Origin of the sequence: Massilia sp. Root133, from assembly GCF_001426525.1 — a bacterium.
Lineage (GTDB): Bacteria > Pseudomonadota > Gammaproteobacteria > Burkholderiales > Burkholderiaceae_D > Telluria > Telluria orientalis.
Genome location: NZ_LMEW01000026.1, coordinates 1 through 16619 on the forward strand (window position 1 = coordinate 1; position 16619 = coordinate 16619).

12 protein-coding genes, 1 tRNA gene and 1 pseudogene are annotated in these 16619 nt (G+C 65.9%); 7 read left to right on the forward strand and 7 right to left on the reverse strand.

The window, feature by feature from the left end; genetic code table 11:
• Both ASD28_RS31230 and ASD28_RS17955 read left to right on the forward strand, forming a co-directional pair.
• Positions 1 to 99 (forward strand): IS3 family transposase (locus tag ASD28_RS31230; RefSeq protein ID WP_156650903.1); only part of this gene is annotated, 99 nt, incomplete at its 5' end.
• A gap of 228 nt (positions 100 to 327) precedes the next feature.
• Positions 328 to 699: a YXWGXW repeat-containing protein gene (locus ASD28_RS17955; RefSeq protein WP_056131028.1), complete on the forward strand. Its 372-nt coding sequence runs from the start codon at positions 328 to 330 to the stop codon at positions 697 to 699.
• A gap of 7 nt (positions 700 to 706) precedes the next feature.
• Here the strand turns inward: ASD28_RS17955 and ASD28_RS17960 are convergent, their stop codons facing one another.
• The 7 genes from ASD28_RS17960 to ASD28_RS17990 form a co-directional block, all read right to left on the reverse strand.
• Positions 707 to 1918, reverse strand: a complete 1212-nt coding sequence (locus tag ASD28_RS17960) for a YbdK family carboxylate-amine ligase (protein ID WP_056131032.1) — start codon at positions 1916 to 1918, stop codon at positions 707 to 709.
• On the reverse strand, positions 1915 to 3123 hold the full coding sequence (locus ASD28_RS17965) for a cation:proton antiporter (protein ID WP_056131035.1): 1209 nt from the start codon (positions 3121 to 3123) through the stop codon (positions 1915 to 1917). Before ASD28_RS17965 ends, ASD28_RS17960 begins: the two co-directional genes overlap by 4 nt.
• On the reverse strand, positions 3116 to 4174 hold the full coding sequence (locus ASD28_RS17970; RefSeq protein ID WP_056131037.1) for a hypothetical protein: 1059 nt from the start codon (positions 4172 to 4174) through the stop codon (positions 3116 to 3118). Before ASD28_RS17970 ends, ASD28_RS17965 begins: the two co-directional genes overlap by 8 nt.
• A gap of 492 nt (positions 4175 to 4666) precedes the next feature.
• Positions 4667 to 4742 (reverse strand) — tRNA-His (locus tag ASD28_RS17975).
• Positions 4743 to 4845: 103 nt separating this feature from the next.
• Complete coding sequence (gene murI, locus ASD28_RS17980) at positions 4846 to 5685, reverse strand: glutamate racemase (protein ID WP_056131039.1); 840 nt, start codon at positions 5683 to 5685, stop codon at positions 4846 to 4848.
• Positions 5686 to 5832: 147 nt separating this feature from the next.
• Positions 5833 to 7368, reverse strand: coding sequence for a fumarate hydratase (locus ASD28_RS17985; protein WP_056131041.1), 1536 nt, complete (start codon positions 7366 to 7368; stop codon positions 5833 to 5835).
• 36 nt (positions 7369 to 7404) lie between these two features.
• Positions 7405 to 8016, reverse strand: a complete 612-nt coding sequence (locus ASD28_RS17990; protein ID WP_056131044.1) for a TIGR00645 family protein — start codon at positions 8014 to 8016, stop codon at positions 7405 to 7407.
• 202 nt (positions 8017 to 8218) lie between these two features.
• Here ASD28_RS17990 and acs point away from each other — a divergent pair, with 202 nt between their 5' ends.
• The 5 genes and pseudogenes from acs to ASD28_RS33350 all read left to right on the forward strand — a co-directional run.
• Entirely contained in the window at positions 8219 to 10210 is a 1992-nt protein-coding gene (gene acs / locus ASD28_RS17995; protein WP_056131046.1) for an acetate--CoA ligase, read from the forward strand.
• 77 nt (positions 10211 to 10287) lie between these two features.
• Positions 10288 to 12354 carry a tetratricopeptide repeat protein gene (locus tag ASD28_RS18000; RefSeq protein WP_056329804.1) on the forward strand — a complete coding sequence of 689 codons (2067 nt, stop codon included), beginning with the start codon at positions 10288 to 10290 and terminating at the stop codon, positions 12352 to 12354.
• A 182-nt stretch (positions 12355 to 12536) separates the two neighbouring features.
• Positions 12537 to 14843: an ESPR-type extended signal peptide-containing protein gene (locus ASD28_RS18005; protein ID WP_082579155.1), complete on the forward strand. Its 2307-nt coding sequence runs from the start codon at positions 12537 to 12539 to the stop codon at positions 14841 to 14843.
• A pseudogene (locus tag ASD28_RS18010) lies at positions 14756 to 15124 on the forward strand (autotransporter outer membrane beta-barrel domain-containing protein); the annotation flags it as partial. The gene ASD28_RS18005 and the pseudogene ASD28_RS18010, both read left to right, overlap by 88 nt.
• A 1195-nt stretch (positions 15125 to 16319) precedes the next feature.
• Positions 16320 to 16619: hypothetical protein (locus ASD28_RS33350; RefSeq protein WP_373994861.1), on the forward strand; the 300-nt coding region annotated here is incomplete at its 3' end.

A 16619-nucleotide genomic window follows, 5' to 3' on the forward strand; every position in this document is an offset into this window, starting at 1 on the left:
TTGGCCGACTACATCCACTATTACAATCACGACCGAATCAAGCTCAAACTAAAAGGCCTGAGCCCTGTTCAGTACAGGGCCCAGGCCTTGGCTGCCTAGGGAACTAAACCGTCCAACTTTATGGGGTCAGTTCACGGGGGCGCCCTTTTTGCATCCTGCCTCGTGAAACTCTGAAAATCTGAAAATCTGAAAATCTGAAAATCTGTTACCGGCCTGTTGCGGCATGTATCGGTTGTAAGCGCCCGCTTCAATCCGGCAAATGCGGGCGGCGAATCGCTATAGTGGTCTCACAGCGCAACTTCACCGCGCAACCAAAGGAGAACCACCATGAAACGCATTCTCGCTGCTGCCGCCCTTGCCATCGTCAGTTCTGCCGCCGTCTTGCCGGCGCAGGCGTTCGCCCGGGATGTCGTCGTCGTGCGCACCGCACCGCCGCCGCCGCGTCACGAAGTCGTGCCGGCCGCGCGCCACGGTTACGAGTGGGCGCCGGGCTACTGGAACTGGAACGGCCACCGCTACACCTGGGTGCGCGGCCATTGGGAACGGGTCCGTCCGGGCTATGTCTGGCATCGGCCGGAATGGCGCCAGGGCGACCGCGGCTGGCAACTGGAGCGCGGCGGCTGGCGCCACGGCGACCGTGACGGCGACGGCGTGCCGAACCGCGTCGACAACCGTCCCAACAATCCGCACCGCTCATGACGAGCAATTAGTCCAGCGGCGCACCGTCCTCGAACATCTCGCTCGCCATCCGCGCGAGATCGTTCATGCCGCCGCCGGACGCGAGATGGGCGCGCAGCCAGCGCGCCTGTCCGCCGTCGTTCATCAGATGCTCGATCACCTTGCACGCCTTGCCGAAACCGGGGTCGGTCGAGCGTTTTGCTAGCCGTTCGAGGTCGGCGCGGATCGCTTCTCCGATGGGCATCGACGCGCCCGATTCCGGATCGATCCACGTCGCCTCGACGCCGTCGCGCGCCGCATTGAAGCGGTTCCAGATGTATAGTTCGCGGCTGCTGCTGGTCGGCCAGCGTCCCGGCTGGTCCGCCCATTCCAGGCACAGCTCGCGCGCATAGCACGCGAGCGCCGCCGCGTACACGGGTTTCAACGGCGTATCCAGCACGCGCAGTTCGATCGTTCCGTATTCCGGCTTCGGGCGCACGTCCCAATAAAAGTCCTTGATGCTGTTGACGATGCCGTGGCCGGCCAGTTGGTCGAAGTGGGCGCGGAAATCGTCCCACGTGCGGATGTCGTACGGCAGGATGCCGCTCATCGGGAACGCGCCCACGACGTTGCTGCGCGAGCTGCAGAAGCCCGACACTTCGCCCTGCCAGCACGGCGAATTGGCCGACAATGCGATGAACAGGGGGGCGCGCTGCGTGAGCCAGGAGCACAGGCGCATCGCCTCGTCCGGCGTCCCCGCGCCGATGTGCACGTGCATGCCAAACACGGTAAACAGTTTAGCCAGATAGCCGAACTTGCGCTCCGATGCGAAATAGCGTTCCTTCGGGTAGATGCGCTGTTCGTTCCACTTCTGGAAGGGATGCGCGCCGCCGCCCGAGATCGAGGCGCCGACATCGAACGCGGCCCGTTGCACCGTCGTGCGGATGTGTTCCAGCTGCTCGGCCGCCTCGTCGAACGAGGTGAGGATGGCAGTCGCCACTTCCAGCATCGACGTCGTGATTTCCGGCGTGTGCACCCACGGCTTGTCGTGCTTGTCCAGCAGGCGCAGGATGTCCGGTGCGGCGGGGAACAGGTCGAACGTCAGGCGGTCGAGCACCATCAGTTCCAGTTCGATGCCCATCGTGCCGATCGTGGACGCCTTGAAGTCGGGCAGGTAGGCCGGACCATTGCCCGACACCGCTTGTGCCTGGGCGTCGGCTTTCAGCTTGCCCAGCGCTTCATCATTCAGTAGTTCGCTCATTGCGCGCCTCCTCGATAGGTTTCGCCGGCCAGGTGCAAGCCGAGCCACGTGAGGCCGGGCGCCAGCAGGACGTTCAGGGCCAGCAGCGCGCCCATGACGGCGGTGGACGTCGCATCGAGCCCGGTGTAGGCATTCAGGGTGTTGTCCACGACGAGACCGCCGTAGCTCACCAGGGAACACATCGACAGGGCCATCGCATGCTGCTTGCGCATGTCCCACGCCGTGCCCGGCCACAGGGCCAGGCGCGTGGCCGCGATGCGGACCGCGAACACCGTCAGCGCGGCCACGATGGTCCAGCCGTGCAGCAGCGCCTGCAGGTCGACGAGCGCCGCCGACATCAGGAACAGCAGCACGTAGCCGATGTCCTGCGCCGTCTTCAACTGCGCCTGGAACACGTTGTCGCGCTTCTCCGCATTGCGCAGCAGGACCCCCATCAGCAGCAGCGAGAGCAGGGCGCTCGCGGACATCACGGAACACAGGCCCAGGTCGATCAACAGCGCGGCCAGCAGCATGCCGGGACGCAGCGTCGCCGGCACCTTGCACAGCCGCGTGGCCAGCGCATACACGCCGTACGACAGCACGGCGATCAGGGCGCCGATCACGAGCTTGCCGCCCTGGCGCATCAACTCCGTCCAGAAACCGCTGTCGGCGTCCTGGCCGTGGCTGCGCGTCCATGCGAGCGTGATGCCGAGCGCCAGCAGCGCGACGAAGTTGGAGAGTCCGACCATGTTCGACGTCGCGAACGTGCTCGTGCCGCTCGCGTTTTCGTCCGCCACCATCGAACTGTGGATGACGGGATTGACGGCGATGAGGATCGAGCCGATGAAGATCGCGGCGCCCCACGGCAGGCCGAAGAGGCCCAGCGTGACGGCCGCCGCGGCGCCGCGCGCCAGGGTCGCGAGCAGCAGACTGGCGCCCTGGCGCCCGCTGCGCAGCAACCACGCGAGGTCCATCTTGCGGCCGACCTCGAACAGCACGAGCGCCGCGGCGCCGTTGAGCAGTTCCTGGAACTGCGTCAGCAGCGCGCGGTCGATGAAGCCGGCACCGTTCGCGCCGAGCAGCAGGCCCGCGATCACGGCGCCATACAGTTTCGGGATGCGGAAACGCTGCAGGGTCAGTCCGATCACGAGCGCGACCATCAGGCCGGCACCCAGCACGGCCAGCGGCGACAGCAGCCAGAAGGGCGAGTACAGTTCGTCATTCATGGCGCACCTCCCACGCGTGGGCCAGCGAGGTCAGCTCGTGCCCGATCACGTCGGCCCGCTGCTTCGCCAGTTCCTTTTGACGCTCCGCCGATGCCGGCGCGAGATCGCTGACGATGCGCGCGCGGACGATGCCCGCGTCGTCGCGCAGCGGAATCCACAACTGCCCCTTGACGCTGGCGCCTTCGCGCCACACGGCGATGAACTTCGCACCGGTGCGGTCACCGGGACGGCCCGGCTCCAGCAAGGTAAAGGGCTGCAGCCACTCGGCATTCGGGAAGCGGCGCGCCAGCAGCACCTGCATGCCGCTGCGCTGCTCGAGCCGCGCATCGTCGCGCGAATAGGGCAGGTGGATGCGCGTCTGGCTGATGCCCGACGTCTCGAGTCGCAAGCAGGTCTTGTCGGACACCCAGCGCCACGTGTCGCCATCGAGCACGCGCGGCTTGCCCGCCGACGCATCGCGCCACGCGACGAACAACGGCGCCGCCGCCGGCAGCGGACTGCCCGCATCGATCGCGTGCGCGGCCTGCTTCACATCGTCCCAGTGGCCGGTCTGCCAGGTGCGCGTGTCCGGTTTCTCGGACGGCTGCCAGCGCCACAGCGCCGCCGACCATTGGCCATCGTCGCCGCGCCATATGGCGGCCAGTTGGTGGGATTCGGGCGTGTTCGTGGTCACGGTGCGGCCGGACCAGGCGTTGTTCCAGGGCGGCGCGTCCGCGTGGATCGCCTGCGTGAGGCGGTGCCATGCGATGGCGGCCGGCGGCAGGCAGGTAGCGGTCGGCGTCGGGATGCTGCGCCAGTACACCATTTCCACACGCTGGCTCCAGGCGCACTGGCGCGTGGTCGGCTCGCCCAGGCCGGAAAGCGCCGGGGCGACGGGTTGTTCGCACGTGCCGGGATACGAGCCGCTCAATTCCCGGAAGTCGGCGATGGCAGGTGTCGTTGGCGCCGCCGGCTTGCGTTTGGCCGCATGCGCTTGCGGTGTCAGGATGACGCACAGCGCGCACGCGGTCGCGAGCAGGCGGTAGCGGCGCGATGGTCGTGTTGGGGTCATGAAGATCGGCCCTCATTGAAAGGCCTCGGTGCGGGCCGGCTGGAAGCTTGGATCCGTCCGGCGCGCGGAGGCGGGCGGTCGCAGCGCGGCTCGTCCGGCCGGCGTCTGGACCCGTTGAAAGAGTGGATGCTTCACGCATCCGCGATGCGGCGAGGCCGCATGGCGGTCAGGTCAACGTGATGCCTGCCGCTCGTTGTTATGGGGGTGTATCGGGGCCAAGTATAGGGCAAATGATTCATTTGCTCAAATATGATTGACGTCAGTACATTTCTGACGTGCATTTTAGACGATGTGCAAGATGCTCGGCGTACGGTTGGTGGGGAGAATCGAGTTCGCGATCCATGCCTACGTCGGTGTCGGTCAAACGCCGAATGTGAAGGAAGCTCGGCGCATCCCACCTTGGCAGGTAGCGTTCGAATTCCTGTGCAGCCTGAGCAGGGCGGGAAATGAAAAAAGCCGCGAAGCTTGCGCTTGCGGCTTTTTCGAATTCTGTGGGGTGGCTGATGGGACTCGAACCCACGACAACAGGAATCACAATCCTGGACTCTACCAACTGAGCTACAGCCACCACTGTCTTGCTTGTTGTCTCGTTGTTGCCGAGACAGAACGAGATTATATAGGGTCATTCGCATTCTGGCAAATTGAGTTTTGCCCAGCAGTGCGAACGGCCGTCACGCCTCGCCGAACGTTGCCTCGTGCACCGGCGGATCGATGCCGATCAGGCTATTGAACGCGGCCGATAGTGCGGTGGCGCTGGCGCTGGTCCAAGCCTCCAGTGTGCCCGGCGCATCGCCAGAAGGGGAGCGCAGCAACCGCCCCGCATCCAGCAAGCGCACCAGCTGGCGCGTCACGGCGTCGCCGGTGTCCACCAGCGTAACGCCACGCGCGCCGGCCGATGCGATCACGTCCTCGATCGCGGCGCGCACGAGCGGGTAGTGCGTGCAGCCCAGGACGAGCGTGTCGGCGCCCTGGTCGAGCAGCGGCGTCACGTAGCGTTGCAGCAGCTCGCGCGTGCCTTCCGTGTCGCCCAGTTCGATGCGGTCGACGAGGCCGCGGCATGGCTGCAGCAGGAACTGCGCGTGCGTCGCTGCCGTGATCTGGTCGCGCAGTTGCCGGAACTTGGCGCCGGCCAGCGTGCGTTCCGTGGCCAGTACGCCGACCTTGCCGCTGCGCGTGGCCGCCGCCGCGGGCTTCAGGCCGGGTTCCACGCCGACGATGGGCAGGTCGGGGAAGGTGTCGCGCATCAGGCGAACCGCGGAAATGGTCGCCGTGTTGCAGGCGACGACGATGGCCTTGACGCCCCGTTCGACGAGGAAGCGGGCCACCGCCAGCGAACGCTCGGCGACGACGTGTTCGGGCTTGTCGCCGTACGGTGCGAAGCCCGTGTCGGCCACGTAGATCAGGTGTTCATGCGGGAGTTGGGCGCGGATGTGGCGCAGGATCGAGAGGCCGCCGAGGCCGGAGTCGAAGACGCCGACGGGGGCGTCTTCGGGGTGTGCTTGGGTGTTCATGGGGAAATGGTAACCCAGCTGGAGAGGCTACGGGTATGCAAACTTGGGTCCCCGCTAAGGCGCCCGGCGAGGGCGGGGACGACGTTCAAAGGAGCAGGCTACGTTTGAACGTCGCCCCTGCTCAGGCAGGGGCCCAATTTCGTGCGCTTAAGCCGTCGCGACCGGAATACCCTTCAGCGACTCGATCTTCGCAGCCCACTCCTTCGGACCGGTCTGGTGCACCGACGTACCCGTCGCATCGACGGCCACGGTGACGGGCATGTCCTTGACCTCGAATTCGTAGATCGCTTCCATGCCCAGGTCTTCGAAGCCGACGACCTTCGCCGACTTGATCGCCTTCGACACGAGGTACGCGGAACCGCCGACGGCCATCAGGTAGGCCGACTTGTGGTTCTTGATCGACTCGATGGCGGCCGGGCCGCGTTCCGCTTTGCCGATCATCGCGATCAGGCCCGTCTTCTCGAGCATCATGTCGGTGAACTTGTCCATGCGGGTCGCCGTCGTCGGGCCGGCCGGGCCCACGACTTCGTCACGCACCGGATCGACCGGGCCGACGTAGTAGATCACGCGGTTCGTGAAGTCGACCGGCAGCTGTTCGCCCTTCGCCAGCATGTCCTGGATGCGCTTGTGCGCGGCGTCGCGGCCCGTCAGCATCTTGCCGTTCAGGAGCAGGGTCTGGCCCGGCTGCCACGATGCGACTTCTTCCTTCGTCAGCGTGTCGAGGTTGACGCTCTTCGATTTCTGCGTGTCCGGCGTCCAGTTCACGTTCGGCCAGGTCGACAGCGCCGGCGGTTCGATGTACGACGGGCCCGAGCCATCCAGCACGAAGTGCGCGTGACGCGTGGCGGCGCAGTTCGGGATCATCGCGACCGGCTTCGAAGCCGCGTGCGTCGGGTACATGTTGATCTTCACGTCCAGCACGGTCGTCAGGCCGCCCAGGCCCTGCGCGCCGATGCCCAGTGCGTTGATCTTGTCGCACAGTTCGATACGCAGCTCTTCCAGTTTATTTTGCGGGCCGCGTGCCTTCAGTTCGTACATGTCGATGTCTTCCATCAGCGACTCCTTGGCCATCAGCATGGCCTTCTCGGCGGAGCCGCCGATGCCGATGCCCAGCATGCCCGGCGGGCACCAGCCGGCGCCCATCAGCGGGACAGTCTTGAGGACCCAGTCGACCAGCGAGTCGGACGGGTTCAGCATGACGAACTTGGTCTTGTTCTCCGAGCCGCCGCCTTTTGCGGCGACCATCACGTCGACGGTGTCGCCCGGGACCAGTTCCATGTGGACGACGGCCGGGGTGTTGTCCTTCGTGTTCTTGCGCTCGAAGTGCGGGTCGGCGACGATCGAGGCGCGCAGCTTGTTGTCGGCGAAGTTGTACGCGCGGCGCACGCCTTCGTTGACGGCGTCCGTGATCGAGCCGCTGCCGAAGCCTTCGAAGCGCACGTTCATGCCGATCTTCAGGAACACGTTGACGATGCCGGTGTCCTGGCAGATCGGGCGCTTGCCTTCCGCGCACATGCGCGAGTTGGTCAGGATCTGCGCGATGGCGTCCTTGGCGGCCGGGCTCTGCTCGGCCTCGTAGGCGCGCGCGAGGTGCTGGATGTAGTCGGCGGGGTGGTAGTAGCTGATGTACTGGAGTGCGGCGGCGACCGATTCGATCAGGTCGTCCTGTTTAATGACAGTCATGTGGGTCTCGCTGTGGGGTCTTGGATTACGGAGGAATCAGTGGTGCTTGTTGTCACTCTGGGTATTCATCATGATCCGGTCGGTGTAGGCGATCGCCATCGCCGACAGCAGGAACACGACGTGGATGCAGGTCTGCGCGATGATCGTCTGCGCATCGTAGGACTTGGCGTTGATGAACGTCTTGAGCAGATGGATCGACGAGATGCCGATGATCGCCATCGCCAGCTTGGTCTTCAGCACGGACGCGTTCACGTGCGACAGCCATTCCGGCTGGTCGGGATGGTCTTCCAGGTACATGCGCGACACGAACGTCTCGTAGCCGCCCACGATCACCATGATCAGCAAATTCGAAATCATGACGACGTCGATCAGGCCCAGCACGACGAGCATGATCGTCGTTTCGTTCAACTTGTCCGGCAGCGGCGCGCCCGGCACGGCGACGGCCTGGAAGATGTGCTGCAGCGCGGCTTCGTTGCCCATCGCGGCCAGCACGAGATCCTTCAGTTCGACCCAGAAATGGAACACGTAAACGCACTGCGCGAGGATCAGGCCGAGATACAAAGGTAGTTGCAGCCAGCGGCTGGCGAACATGAAACTGGCGAGTGCGCTGCGTTTGCGTGCGCTGGAGGAGGGTTGCGAATCGAACATCTATGCGGGCTTTCCAATGCGGCGGCGGTCAGGACAGCTCAACATTCTACACCCGCCGCGCCTTGCCGGCACGGCGTCGTGGTATGCGGAAGGTTGATAGAATGGCCAGCGGGGATGCCGCCTTGGGCCGTGTAAGGGCTCAGTAAGCGTGAGTGCTTAAGGTGTTAGGCAAAATTACTACATCATCTAATAGGAGACTAGTATGGCCGAGAACGAGACCCAACAGCAGGGACTGCAGGAAAACCGCGTCTTCCAGCCGCCCGCACAATTCACCGCCAATGCCGCGATTTCCGGCATGGATGCGTACAACAAGCTGTGCGACGAAGCCGCCAGCGACTACGAAGGTTTCTGGGCCCGCCTGGCGCGCGAAAACGTCGCCTGGCACAAACCCTTCACGCAAACCCTCGACGAATCGAATGCGCCGTTCTACAAATGGTTCGCGGATGGCCAGCTGAACGCGTCGTACAACTGCCTCGATCGCCAGATCGAGAACGGCAACGGCGACAAGACGGCGATCATCTTCGAAGCGGACGACGGCGCCGTCACCCGCGCCACGTACCGCGAACTGCACGAGCGTGTGTGCAAATTTGCCAACGGCCTCAAATCCCGCGGCATCAGGAAGGGCGACCGCGTCATCATCTACATGTCGATGTCGATCGAAGGCGTGGCCGCGATGCAGGCGTGCGCGCGCATCGGCGCGACGCACTCCGTCGTGTTCGGCGGCTTCTCCGCGAAGTCGCTGCAGGAGCGCATCATCGACGCGGGCGCCGTCGCCGTCATCACGGCCGACGAGCAGCTGCGCGGCGGTAAATCGCTGCCGCTGAAAGCCATCGTCGACGAGGCGCTGGCGATGGGCGGCTGCGAGACGATCCGCGACGTCATCGTCTACAAGCGCACCGGCGGCAACATCGCCTTCCAGGAAGGCCGCGACCTGTGGCTGCACGACCTCGTCGACGGCCAGAGCGGCGAGTGCGAGCCGGAGTGGGTGGATGCGGAACATCCGCTGTTCATCCTCTACACCTCGGGTTCGACGGGCACGCCGAAGGGCGTCCAGCACTCGACCGGCGGCTACCTGCTGTGGGCCGCGCTGACGATGAAGTGGACCTTCGACCTCAAGCCGGACGACGTCTACTGGTGCACGGCCGACATCGGCTGGGTGACGGGCCACACCTACATCTGCTACGGCCCGACCGCGGTCGGCGCCACGCAGATCGTGTTCGAAGGCGTGCCGACGTTCCCGAATGCCGGCCGCTTCTGGGAGACGATCGCCAAGCACAAGGTCAGCATCTTCTACACGGCGCCGACGGCGATCCGCTCGCTGATCAAGGCGTCCAACACGGACGAGAAGGTGCATCCGAAGAACTACGACCTGTCCAGCCTGCGCCTGCTGGGCACCGTCGGCGAACCGATCAACCCGGAAGCGTGGATGTGGTACTACACCCAGATCGGCGGCCAGCGCTGCCCGATCGTGGACACCTTCTGGCAGACGGAAACCGGCGGCCACATGATCACCCCGCTGCCGGGCGCGACCCCGATGGTGCCGGGTTCCTGCACGTTGCCGCTGCCGGGCATCATGGCCGCCATCGTCGACGAAGCCGGCCACGACGTGCCGAACGGGCAAGGCGGCATCCTCGTGGTGAAGCGTCCGTGGCCGTCGATGATCCGTACCATCTGGAACAACCCGGACCGCTTCCGCAGCGCCTACTACCCGGATGAACTGGGCGGCAAGTACTACCTGGCCGGCGACGGCGCGATCCGCAACAAGGACACGGGCTACTTCACCATCACGGGCCGCATCGACGACGTGCTGAACGTCTCGGGTCACCGCATGGGCACGATGGAGATCGAGTCCGCCCTCGTGGCGCACCCGATCGTGGCGGAAGCGGCGGTCGTCGGCAAGCCGGACGAGACGACCGGCGAGGCGATCTGCGCGTTCGTCGTGCTGAAACAGGCGCGTCCGACCGGCGAGGAAGCGAAGAAGTTGGCCGCCGAGCTGCGCAACTGGGTCGGCAAGGAGATCGGTCCGATCGCCAAGCCGAAAGAGATCCGCTTCGGCGACAACCTGCCGAAGACCCGTTCCGGCAAGATCATGCGCCGCCTGCTGCGCGTGCTGGCCAAGGGCGAGACCATCACCCAGGACATCTCGACGCTGGAAAATCCCGCCATCCTGGAACAACTGAAAGAATCTGCCTGACCATTCGGGCGCGTGATCGGTTACACTGGTCACAGCAGAGTTGACGCCGCACCGGGAGACCGGGGCGGCGTTTTTTTATGCGCGCCGCCATGGCGCCCGTTCTCGCGTGCGCGTGGACGTGGGAAAATACGGGCTCGTCCGTCTTCCATGCTTTCATGAACCCGCGCCAGCGCATTGCCCTTGCCATCGCCCTGTTCAACGAGCGCCGCTTCGACCAGGCCCTGGCCGGGATCGGCGACTTGCTGCAGGGCGACGAGGCGAACGTGGATGCCCTGAATCTGGCGGCGGCCTGCGCCCGTGCGCTCGGGCGGCCGGACGATGCCGAGGCGTTCTGGCGCAAGGCGCTGGCGCGCGATCCCGCGCACGCGGCCAGCTGGAACAACCTCGGCATCCTGTTGCAGCAGAGGGGACGCGGCGCCGAGGCCGGGGAGGCGTTCCGGCGCGCGCTGCAGCTGCAGCCCGATTACGCCGAAGCCCATTACAACCTGGCCCTGTTGTATCAACAGGCGGGCGGACTCGAACAGGCCGTCGGCGCGCACGAGGCCGCGCTGGCCCTGCGGCCCCGGTATCCGGAAGCCAGCGCCAACCTCGGACTGGTGCTGGAGCGGCTCGGGCGCTTCGAGGAGGCGCAACGCCGCTTCGGCGAGGCCGTCGCGCACGACCCGGCCGACGCCGCATCCCTGCAGCACCGCGCCGACCTGCTGCACCGGCTGGGACGGCGTGCCGAGGCGGCCGAGTGCTACCGGGCGGCACTGCTGCTGCGTCCGGACAATGCCGAACTCCACAACAACTTCGCGGTGCTGTTGGCCAGGTCGGGCCAGCCGGAAGAGGCCGAACGGGAATACCTGCAGGCGGTCGCGTGCCGCCCCGGGTATGCCGACGCCTGGCACAACCTGGGCCTGTCGTACACGCAGTCCGGCCGCTACGCCGAGGCCGAGGCTGCGCTGCGCACCTGCCTGCGGTGGCGCGCGCACGACCCGGAAGTCTGGAATTCGCTGGGCAACGTCTACCAGTACATGCAGCGTGACGATGACGCCGAGGCTGCGTATCGGCGCGCGCTCGCGGCCCGGCCCGGCCTCGCCAAGACGTTCAACAACCTGGGCACCCTGCGCCAGCGCCAGGGGCGTGCCGGCGAGGCCGAGGATGCGTACCGGCAAGCGATCGCCGCCGACCCCGGCTATCCGGAAGCGCGTTGGAACCTCGGTTTCCTGCTGCTGGCGCAGGGGCGGCTGGCCGAAGGCTGGCCGTGGATGGAGGCGCGGCACGATCCGGCACTGGCGCGTCCGATCGCCGTCAGGCCGGCGCCCGGTTTCCCGCAGTGGAACGGGGAGGCGCTGGACGGCAAGGCCATCGCCGTGTGGCCGGAGCAGGGCTTCGGCGACCAGATCCAGTTCGTGCGCTACCTGCCGTGGCTGAAAGCGGCCGGCGCGCGGACGGTCACGCTGATCTGCCACGATGCGCTGCTGCCCTTGCTGCGCGGTGCTGCCGGCGCCGACCGCGTCGTCCCCATGAGCGAGGCGGGGCGCCTGGCGCCGCACGATTTCTGGGTTTTCATGTTGAGCCTGCCGATGCATGCCGGGACCACGCTCGCGACGATCCCGGCCACGCTCCCTTACCTCGCCGCGGACCCCGCGCGCCGCGCGTACTGGCGTGCCCGGCTGGATACGCTGCCCGCCGGGATGCGTGTCGGCCTCGTCTGGCGCGGCTTTGGCGGGCACGTCAATGACGCGAACCGCTCCCTGCCGGATCTGTCGGTCCTGGCTCCGCTGTGGTCGGTGCCGGGCGTCGCGTTCGTCAGTCTGCAGCGCGGCATGGACGGCGAGCCGCGGCGGGCCGGCCCGGACGGCCTTGATCTTCTCGAACTCGGCGCCGGAATCGCGGACTTCGGCGATACGGCGGCAATCGTGGCGGAGCTCGACCTGGTCATCTGCGTCGATACGGCCGTGGCCCATGTCGCCGGCGCACTGGGCAAGCGCTGCTGGGTGCTGCTGCCGGCCATCCATCCCGACTGGCGCTGGATGGAAGAACGCGCCGATTCGCCCTGGTATCCGGGCGTGCTCCGGTTGTACCGCCAGCGCCATGCCGGTGCCTGGGACGAGGTCGTTGCGCGCGTGGCGCACGACCTTGCCGCCATCGCGTATTGACGCGCTGCCTCGTTCAGTTACCAGACGGTCTACTTTTCGTTGTTTCGACACACGAACTCTCATTTTCGTTTCGTTTTTTCGGGAACTAATATTCCCTAGCGGCATTTTTGTCGCCGATAATCAATGTTTGTTGCTCTCCTCTCGTCCGGTCTTTCTGCTTTTACGGAATACATCACGCTGCCATGAATCACATCTATCGTCTCGTCTGGAACAAGAAACGTCATATGCTCATGGCGGTCGCCGAAATCGGCTGCGCCAACGGCAAGGACACCGCGGGAACGACCCGCGGCCAAGATGCCGTGCCGGACGGGGGCGGCGCTTATTCCGGCGCCCGGACGCTCCTGGCGACGGCGTTGCTCGCGCTGTTTCCGCTCGTGTCGTTCGCACAGCAGGGCATACCGGGCTATGTTCCCGCTGGCGCATCGTTGTCCGCGTCTGACGGCGACGGCTCGAACGCCTTCCTGGCCGGCATCAACCTGACGAACGATGGCACGCTCGATATCACCGGCACGGATGCCGGCTCGCAACTCGTCAGCCTGTCGGGTTCCGGGACCGTGCTGATGGACGCCAGGACGCTGACCTTGACCGCCGCGGACGGCTTTTATCTCGGCACGCTGCAGGGTTCCGGCAGCCTGGTGGTCGCTGGCGGCTACGAGACGCTGGGCGGCCTGAACGTCCATGGGGGCGCCACCCAGGTCGACCAATACGCGGGCCTGTCCCTGTCGGGTTCCGGCAGCATTGCCCTGTCGAGCGGCTTGCTCAATAACGGCATGTTCAATATTGCTGCCACGGACAACGGCGCCAAGGTGAACTCGCTGTCCGGTTCGGGGACGGTGTGGCTGGGCGGACAGACGCTGACGCTGACCAATGCTGGCGACACCTTTGCAGGCACGATCGCCGGTTTCGGCGACGTGAACGTCGCGGGCGGCACGCARGTGCTCAGCGGTRCCAATACCTATTTCGGCGCCACGTCGATCGAMCAGGGYGGYGCACTGGCGYTGTCCGGTTCGGGCAGCATCGCKCTGTCCAGCGGTGTGGCCAACAACGGCGTGTTCGATATTGCCGCCACGGACAACGGCGCCCAGGTGAACTCGCTGTCCGGTTCGGGGACGGTGTGGCTGGGCGGACAGACGCTGACGCTGACCAATGCTGGCGAGACCTTTGCCGGCGTAATCGACGGTGTCGGCGGCGTCAACGTCGCAGGTGGCACGCAAGTGCTCAGCGGTGCCAATACCTATWTCGGCGCCACGTCGATCGAMCAGGGCGGCGGTCTCGCGCTATCCGGCTCGGGCAGCGTCGCGCTGTCCAGCGGCGTCGCCAATAACGGCGTGTTCGACATCACGGCCACGGATAACGGCGCCGAAGTGCGCTCGCTGTCCGGTTCCGGTGCCGTRCTGCTGGGCGGCCAGACGTTGACGTTGACCGATGCGCAGGACGTATTCGCCGGCGGTATCCACGGCTCGGGCGGCCTGACGATCGCGGGCGGTATCGAAACCCTGAGCGGTACCAATACCTATTCAGGCGCCACATCGATCGGTCAGGGCGGCGCACTGGCGCTGTCCGGCTCGGGCAGTATCGCACTGTCCAGCGGCGTCGCCAATAATGGTGTGTTCGACATCGCGGCCACGAACAACGGTGCCGAAGTGCGCTCGCTGTCCGGTTCCGTCGCCAATAATGGTGTGTTCGACATCGCGGCCACGAACAACGGTGCCGAAGTGCGCTCGCTGTCCGGTTCCGGTGCCGTGCTGCTGGGCGGCCAGACGTTGACGTTGACCGATGCGCAGGACGTATTCGCCGGCAGCATCTACGGTTCGGGCGGGCTGACAATCGCGGGTGGCACGCAGGTGCTCAGCGGTACCAATATCTATAACGGCGCCACGTCGATCGATCAGGGCGGCGCACTGGCGCTGTCTGGTTCGGGCAGTATCGCACTGTCCAGCGGCGTCGCCAATAATGGTGTGTTCGACATCGCGGCCACGAACAACGGTGCCGAAGTGCGCTCGCTGTCCGGTTCCGATGCGCAGGACGTATTCGCCGGCGGTATCCACGGCTCGGGCGGCCTGATGATCGCGGGCGGTATCGAAACCCTGAGCGGTACCAATACCTATTCAGGCGCCACATCGGTCGACCAGGGCGGCGCGCTGGCGCTGTCCGGCTCGGGCAGCGTCGCGCTGTCCAGCGGCGTCGCCAATAACGGCGTGTTCGACATCGTCGCCACGAACAACGGCGCCGACGTGCGCTCGCTGTCCGGCTCCGGTGCCGTGCTCTTGGGCGGGCAGACGCTGACGTTGACGGATGCGCAGGACGTATTCGCCGGCGGTATCCACGGCTCGGGCGGCCTGATGATCGCGGGCGGTATCGAAACCCTGAGCGGTACCAATACCTATTCAGGCATAACGGCGTGTTCGACATCGTCGCCACGAACAACGGCGCCGAAGTGCGCTCGCTGTCCGGCTCCGGTGCCGTGCTCTTGGGCGGCCAGACGCTGACGTTGACGGATGCGCAGGACGTATTCGCCGGCGGTATCCACGGCTCGGGCGGCCTCACGATCGCGGGCGGCATCGAAACCCTGAGCGGTACCAATACCTATACCGGCGCCACGTCGATCGACCAGGGCGGCGGTCTCGCGCTGTCCGGCTCGGGCAGCGTCGCGCTGTCCAGCGGYGTCGCCAATAACGGCGTGTTCGACATCGTCGCCACGAACAACGGCGCCGAAGTGCGCTCGCTGTCCGGCTCCGGTGCCGTGCTCTTGGGCGGCCAGACGCTGACGNGTCGCCAATAACGGCGTGTTCGACATCGTCGCCACGAACAACGGCGCCGAAGTGCGCTCGCTGTCCGGCTCCGGTGCCGTGCTCTTGGGCGGCCAGACGCTGACGCTGACGGATGCTGCCGATACGTTTGCGGGCAGCATCCACGGTTCGGGCGGCTTGACAATCGCGGGCGGCGTCGAAACGCTGACCGGTACCAACACCTACACCGGCACCACGTCGATCAGTCAGGGCGGCGCGCTGGCGCTGTCCGGCTCGGGCGGTATCGCTTTGTCCAGTGGCGTCGCCAATAACGGCGTGCTCGATATCGTCGCCACGGACAACGGTGCCGAAGTGCGCACGCTGTCCGGTTCCGGTGTTGTGCTCTTGGGCGGCCAGACGCTGACGCTGACCGATGCCGGTGATACGTTCGCCGGCAGCATCCACGGTTCGGGCGGACTGACGATCGCGGGCGGCATCGAAACACTGACCGGTACCAATACCTATAACGGCGCCACGGCGATCGACCAAGGCGGCGCACTGGCGCTGTCCGGTTCGGGCAGCATCGCGCTGTCCAGCGGCGTCGCCAACAACGGCGTGCTCGACATCACGGCCACGAACAACGGCGCCGAAGTGCGCACGCTGTCCGGATCCGGTGCTGTGCTGCTGGGCGGCCGGACTCTGACGCTGACGGATGCCGGAGATACGTTCGCCGGCAACATCCACGGTTCGGGTGGTCTGACAATTGCGGGCGGCACCGAAACTCTAACCGGTACCAATACCTATACCGGCGCCACGTCGATCGACCAGGGCGGCGGTCTCGCGTTGTCCGGTTCGGGCAGCATCGCGCTGTCCAGCGGCATCGCCAATAACGGAGTGTTCGATCTCGCCGCCACGAACAACGGCGCCGAAGTGCGCTCGCTGTCCGGCTCCGGTGCCGTGCTGCTCGGCGGCCAGACGCTGACGTTGACCGATGCGCAGGACGTATTCGCCGGCGGTATCCACGGCTCGGGCGGCCTCACGATCACGGGCGGTATCGAAACTCTGAGCGGTACCAATACCTATACCGGCGCCACGTCGATCGACCAGGGCGGCGGTCTCGCGCTGTCCGGCTCAGGCAGCGTCGCGCTGTCCAGCGGCGTCGCTAACAACGGCGTGTTCGACATCGTCGCCACGAACAACGGCGCCGAAGTGCGCTCGCTGTCCGGCTCCGGTGCCGTGCTTTTGGGCGGCCAGACGCTGACGCTGACCAATGCTGGCGATACGTTTGCGGGCAGCATCTACGGTTCGGGCGGTCTGACAATCGCGGGCGGCAGCGAAACGCTGACTGGTACCAATACCTATACCGGGGCCACCTCGATCGACCAGGGCGGCGCGCTGGCGCTGTCCGGTTCGGGCGGCATCGCGCTGTCCAGTGGCGTGGCCAACAACGGCGTGTTCGACATCGCCGCCACGAACAACGGCGCCCAAGTGAGCTCGCTGTCTGGCTCGGGTGCCGTGCTGTTGGGCGGCCAGACG

Bases quoted from the DNA above. Each gene is read 5' to 3' on its own strand.
- ASD28_RS17955 (WP_056131028.1), top strand. From the start codon at position 328: ATGAAACGCATTCTCGCTGCTGCCGCCCTTGCCATCGTCAGTTCTGCC.
- ASD28_RS17960 (WP_056131032.1), bottom strand. From the start codon at position 1,918: ATGAGCGAACTACTGAATGATGAAGCGCTGGGCAAGCTGAAAGCCGAC.
- ASD28_RS17965 (WP_056131035.1), bottom strand. From the start codon at position 3,123: ATGAATGACGAACTGTACTCGCCCTTCTGGCTGCTGTCGCCGCTGGCC.
- ASD28_RS17970 (WP_056131037.1), bottom strand. From the start codon at position 4,174: ATGACCCCAACACGACCATCGCGCCGCTACCGCCTGCTCGCGACCGCG.
- murI (WP_056131039.1), bottom strand. From the start codon at position 5,685: ATGAACACCCAAGCACACCCCGAAGACGCCCCCGTCGGCGTCTTCGAC.
- ASD28_RS17985 (WP_056131041.1), bottom strand. From the start codon at position 7,368: ATGACTGTCATTAAACAGGACGACCTGATCGAATCGGTCGCCGCCGCA.
- ASD28_RS17990 (WP_056131044.1), bottom strand. From the start codon at position 8,016: ATGTTCGATTCGCAACCCTCCTCCAGCGCACGCAAACGCAGCGCACTC.
- acs (WP_056131046.1), top strand. From the start codon at position 8,219: ATGGCCGAGAACGAGACCCAACAGCAGGGACTGCAGGAAAACCGCGTC.
- ASD28_RS18000 (WP_056329804.1), top strand. From the start codon at position 10,288: ATGCGCGCCGCCATGGCGCCCGTTCTCGCGTGCGCGTGGACGTGGGAA.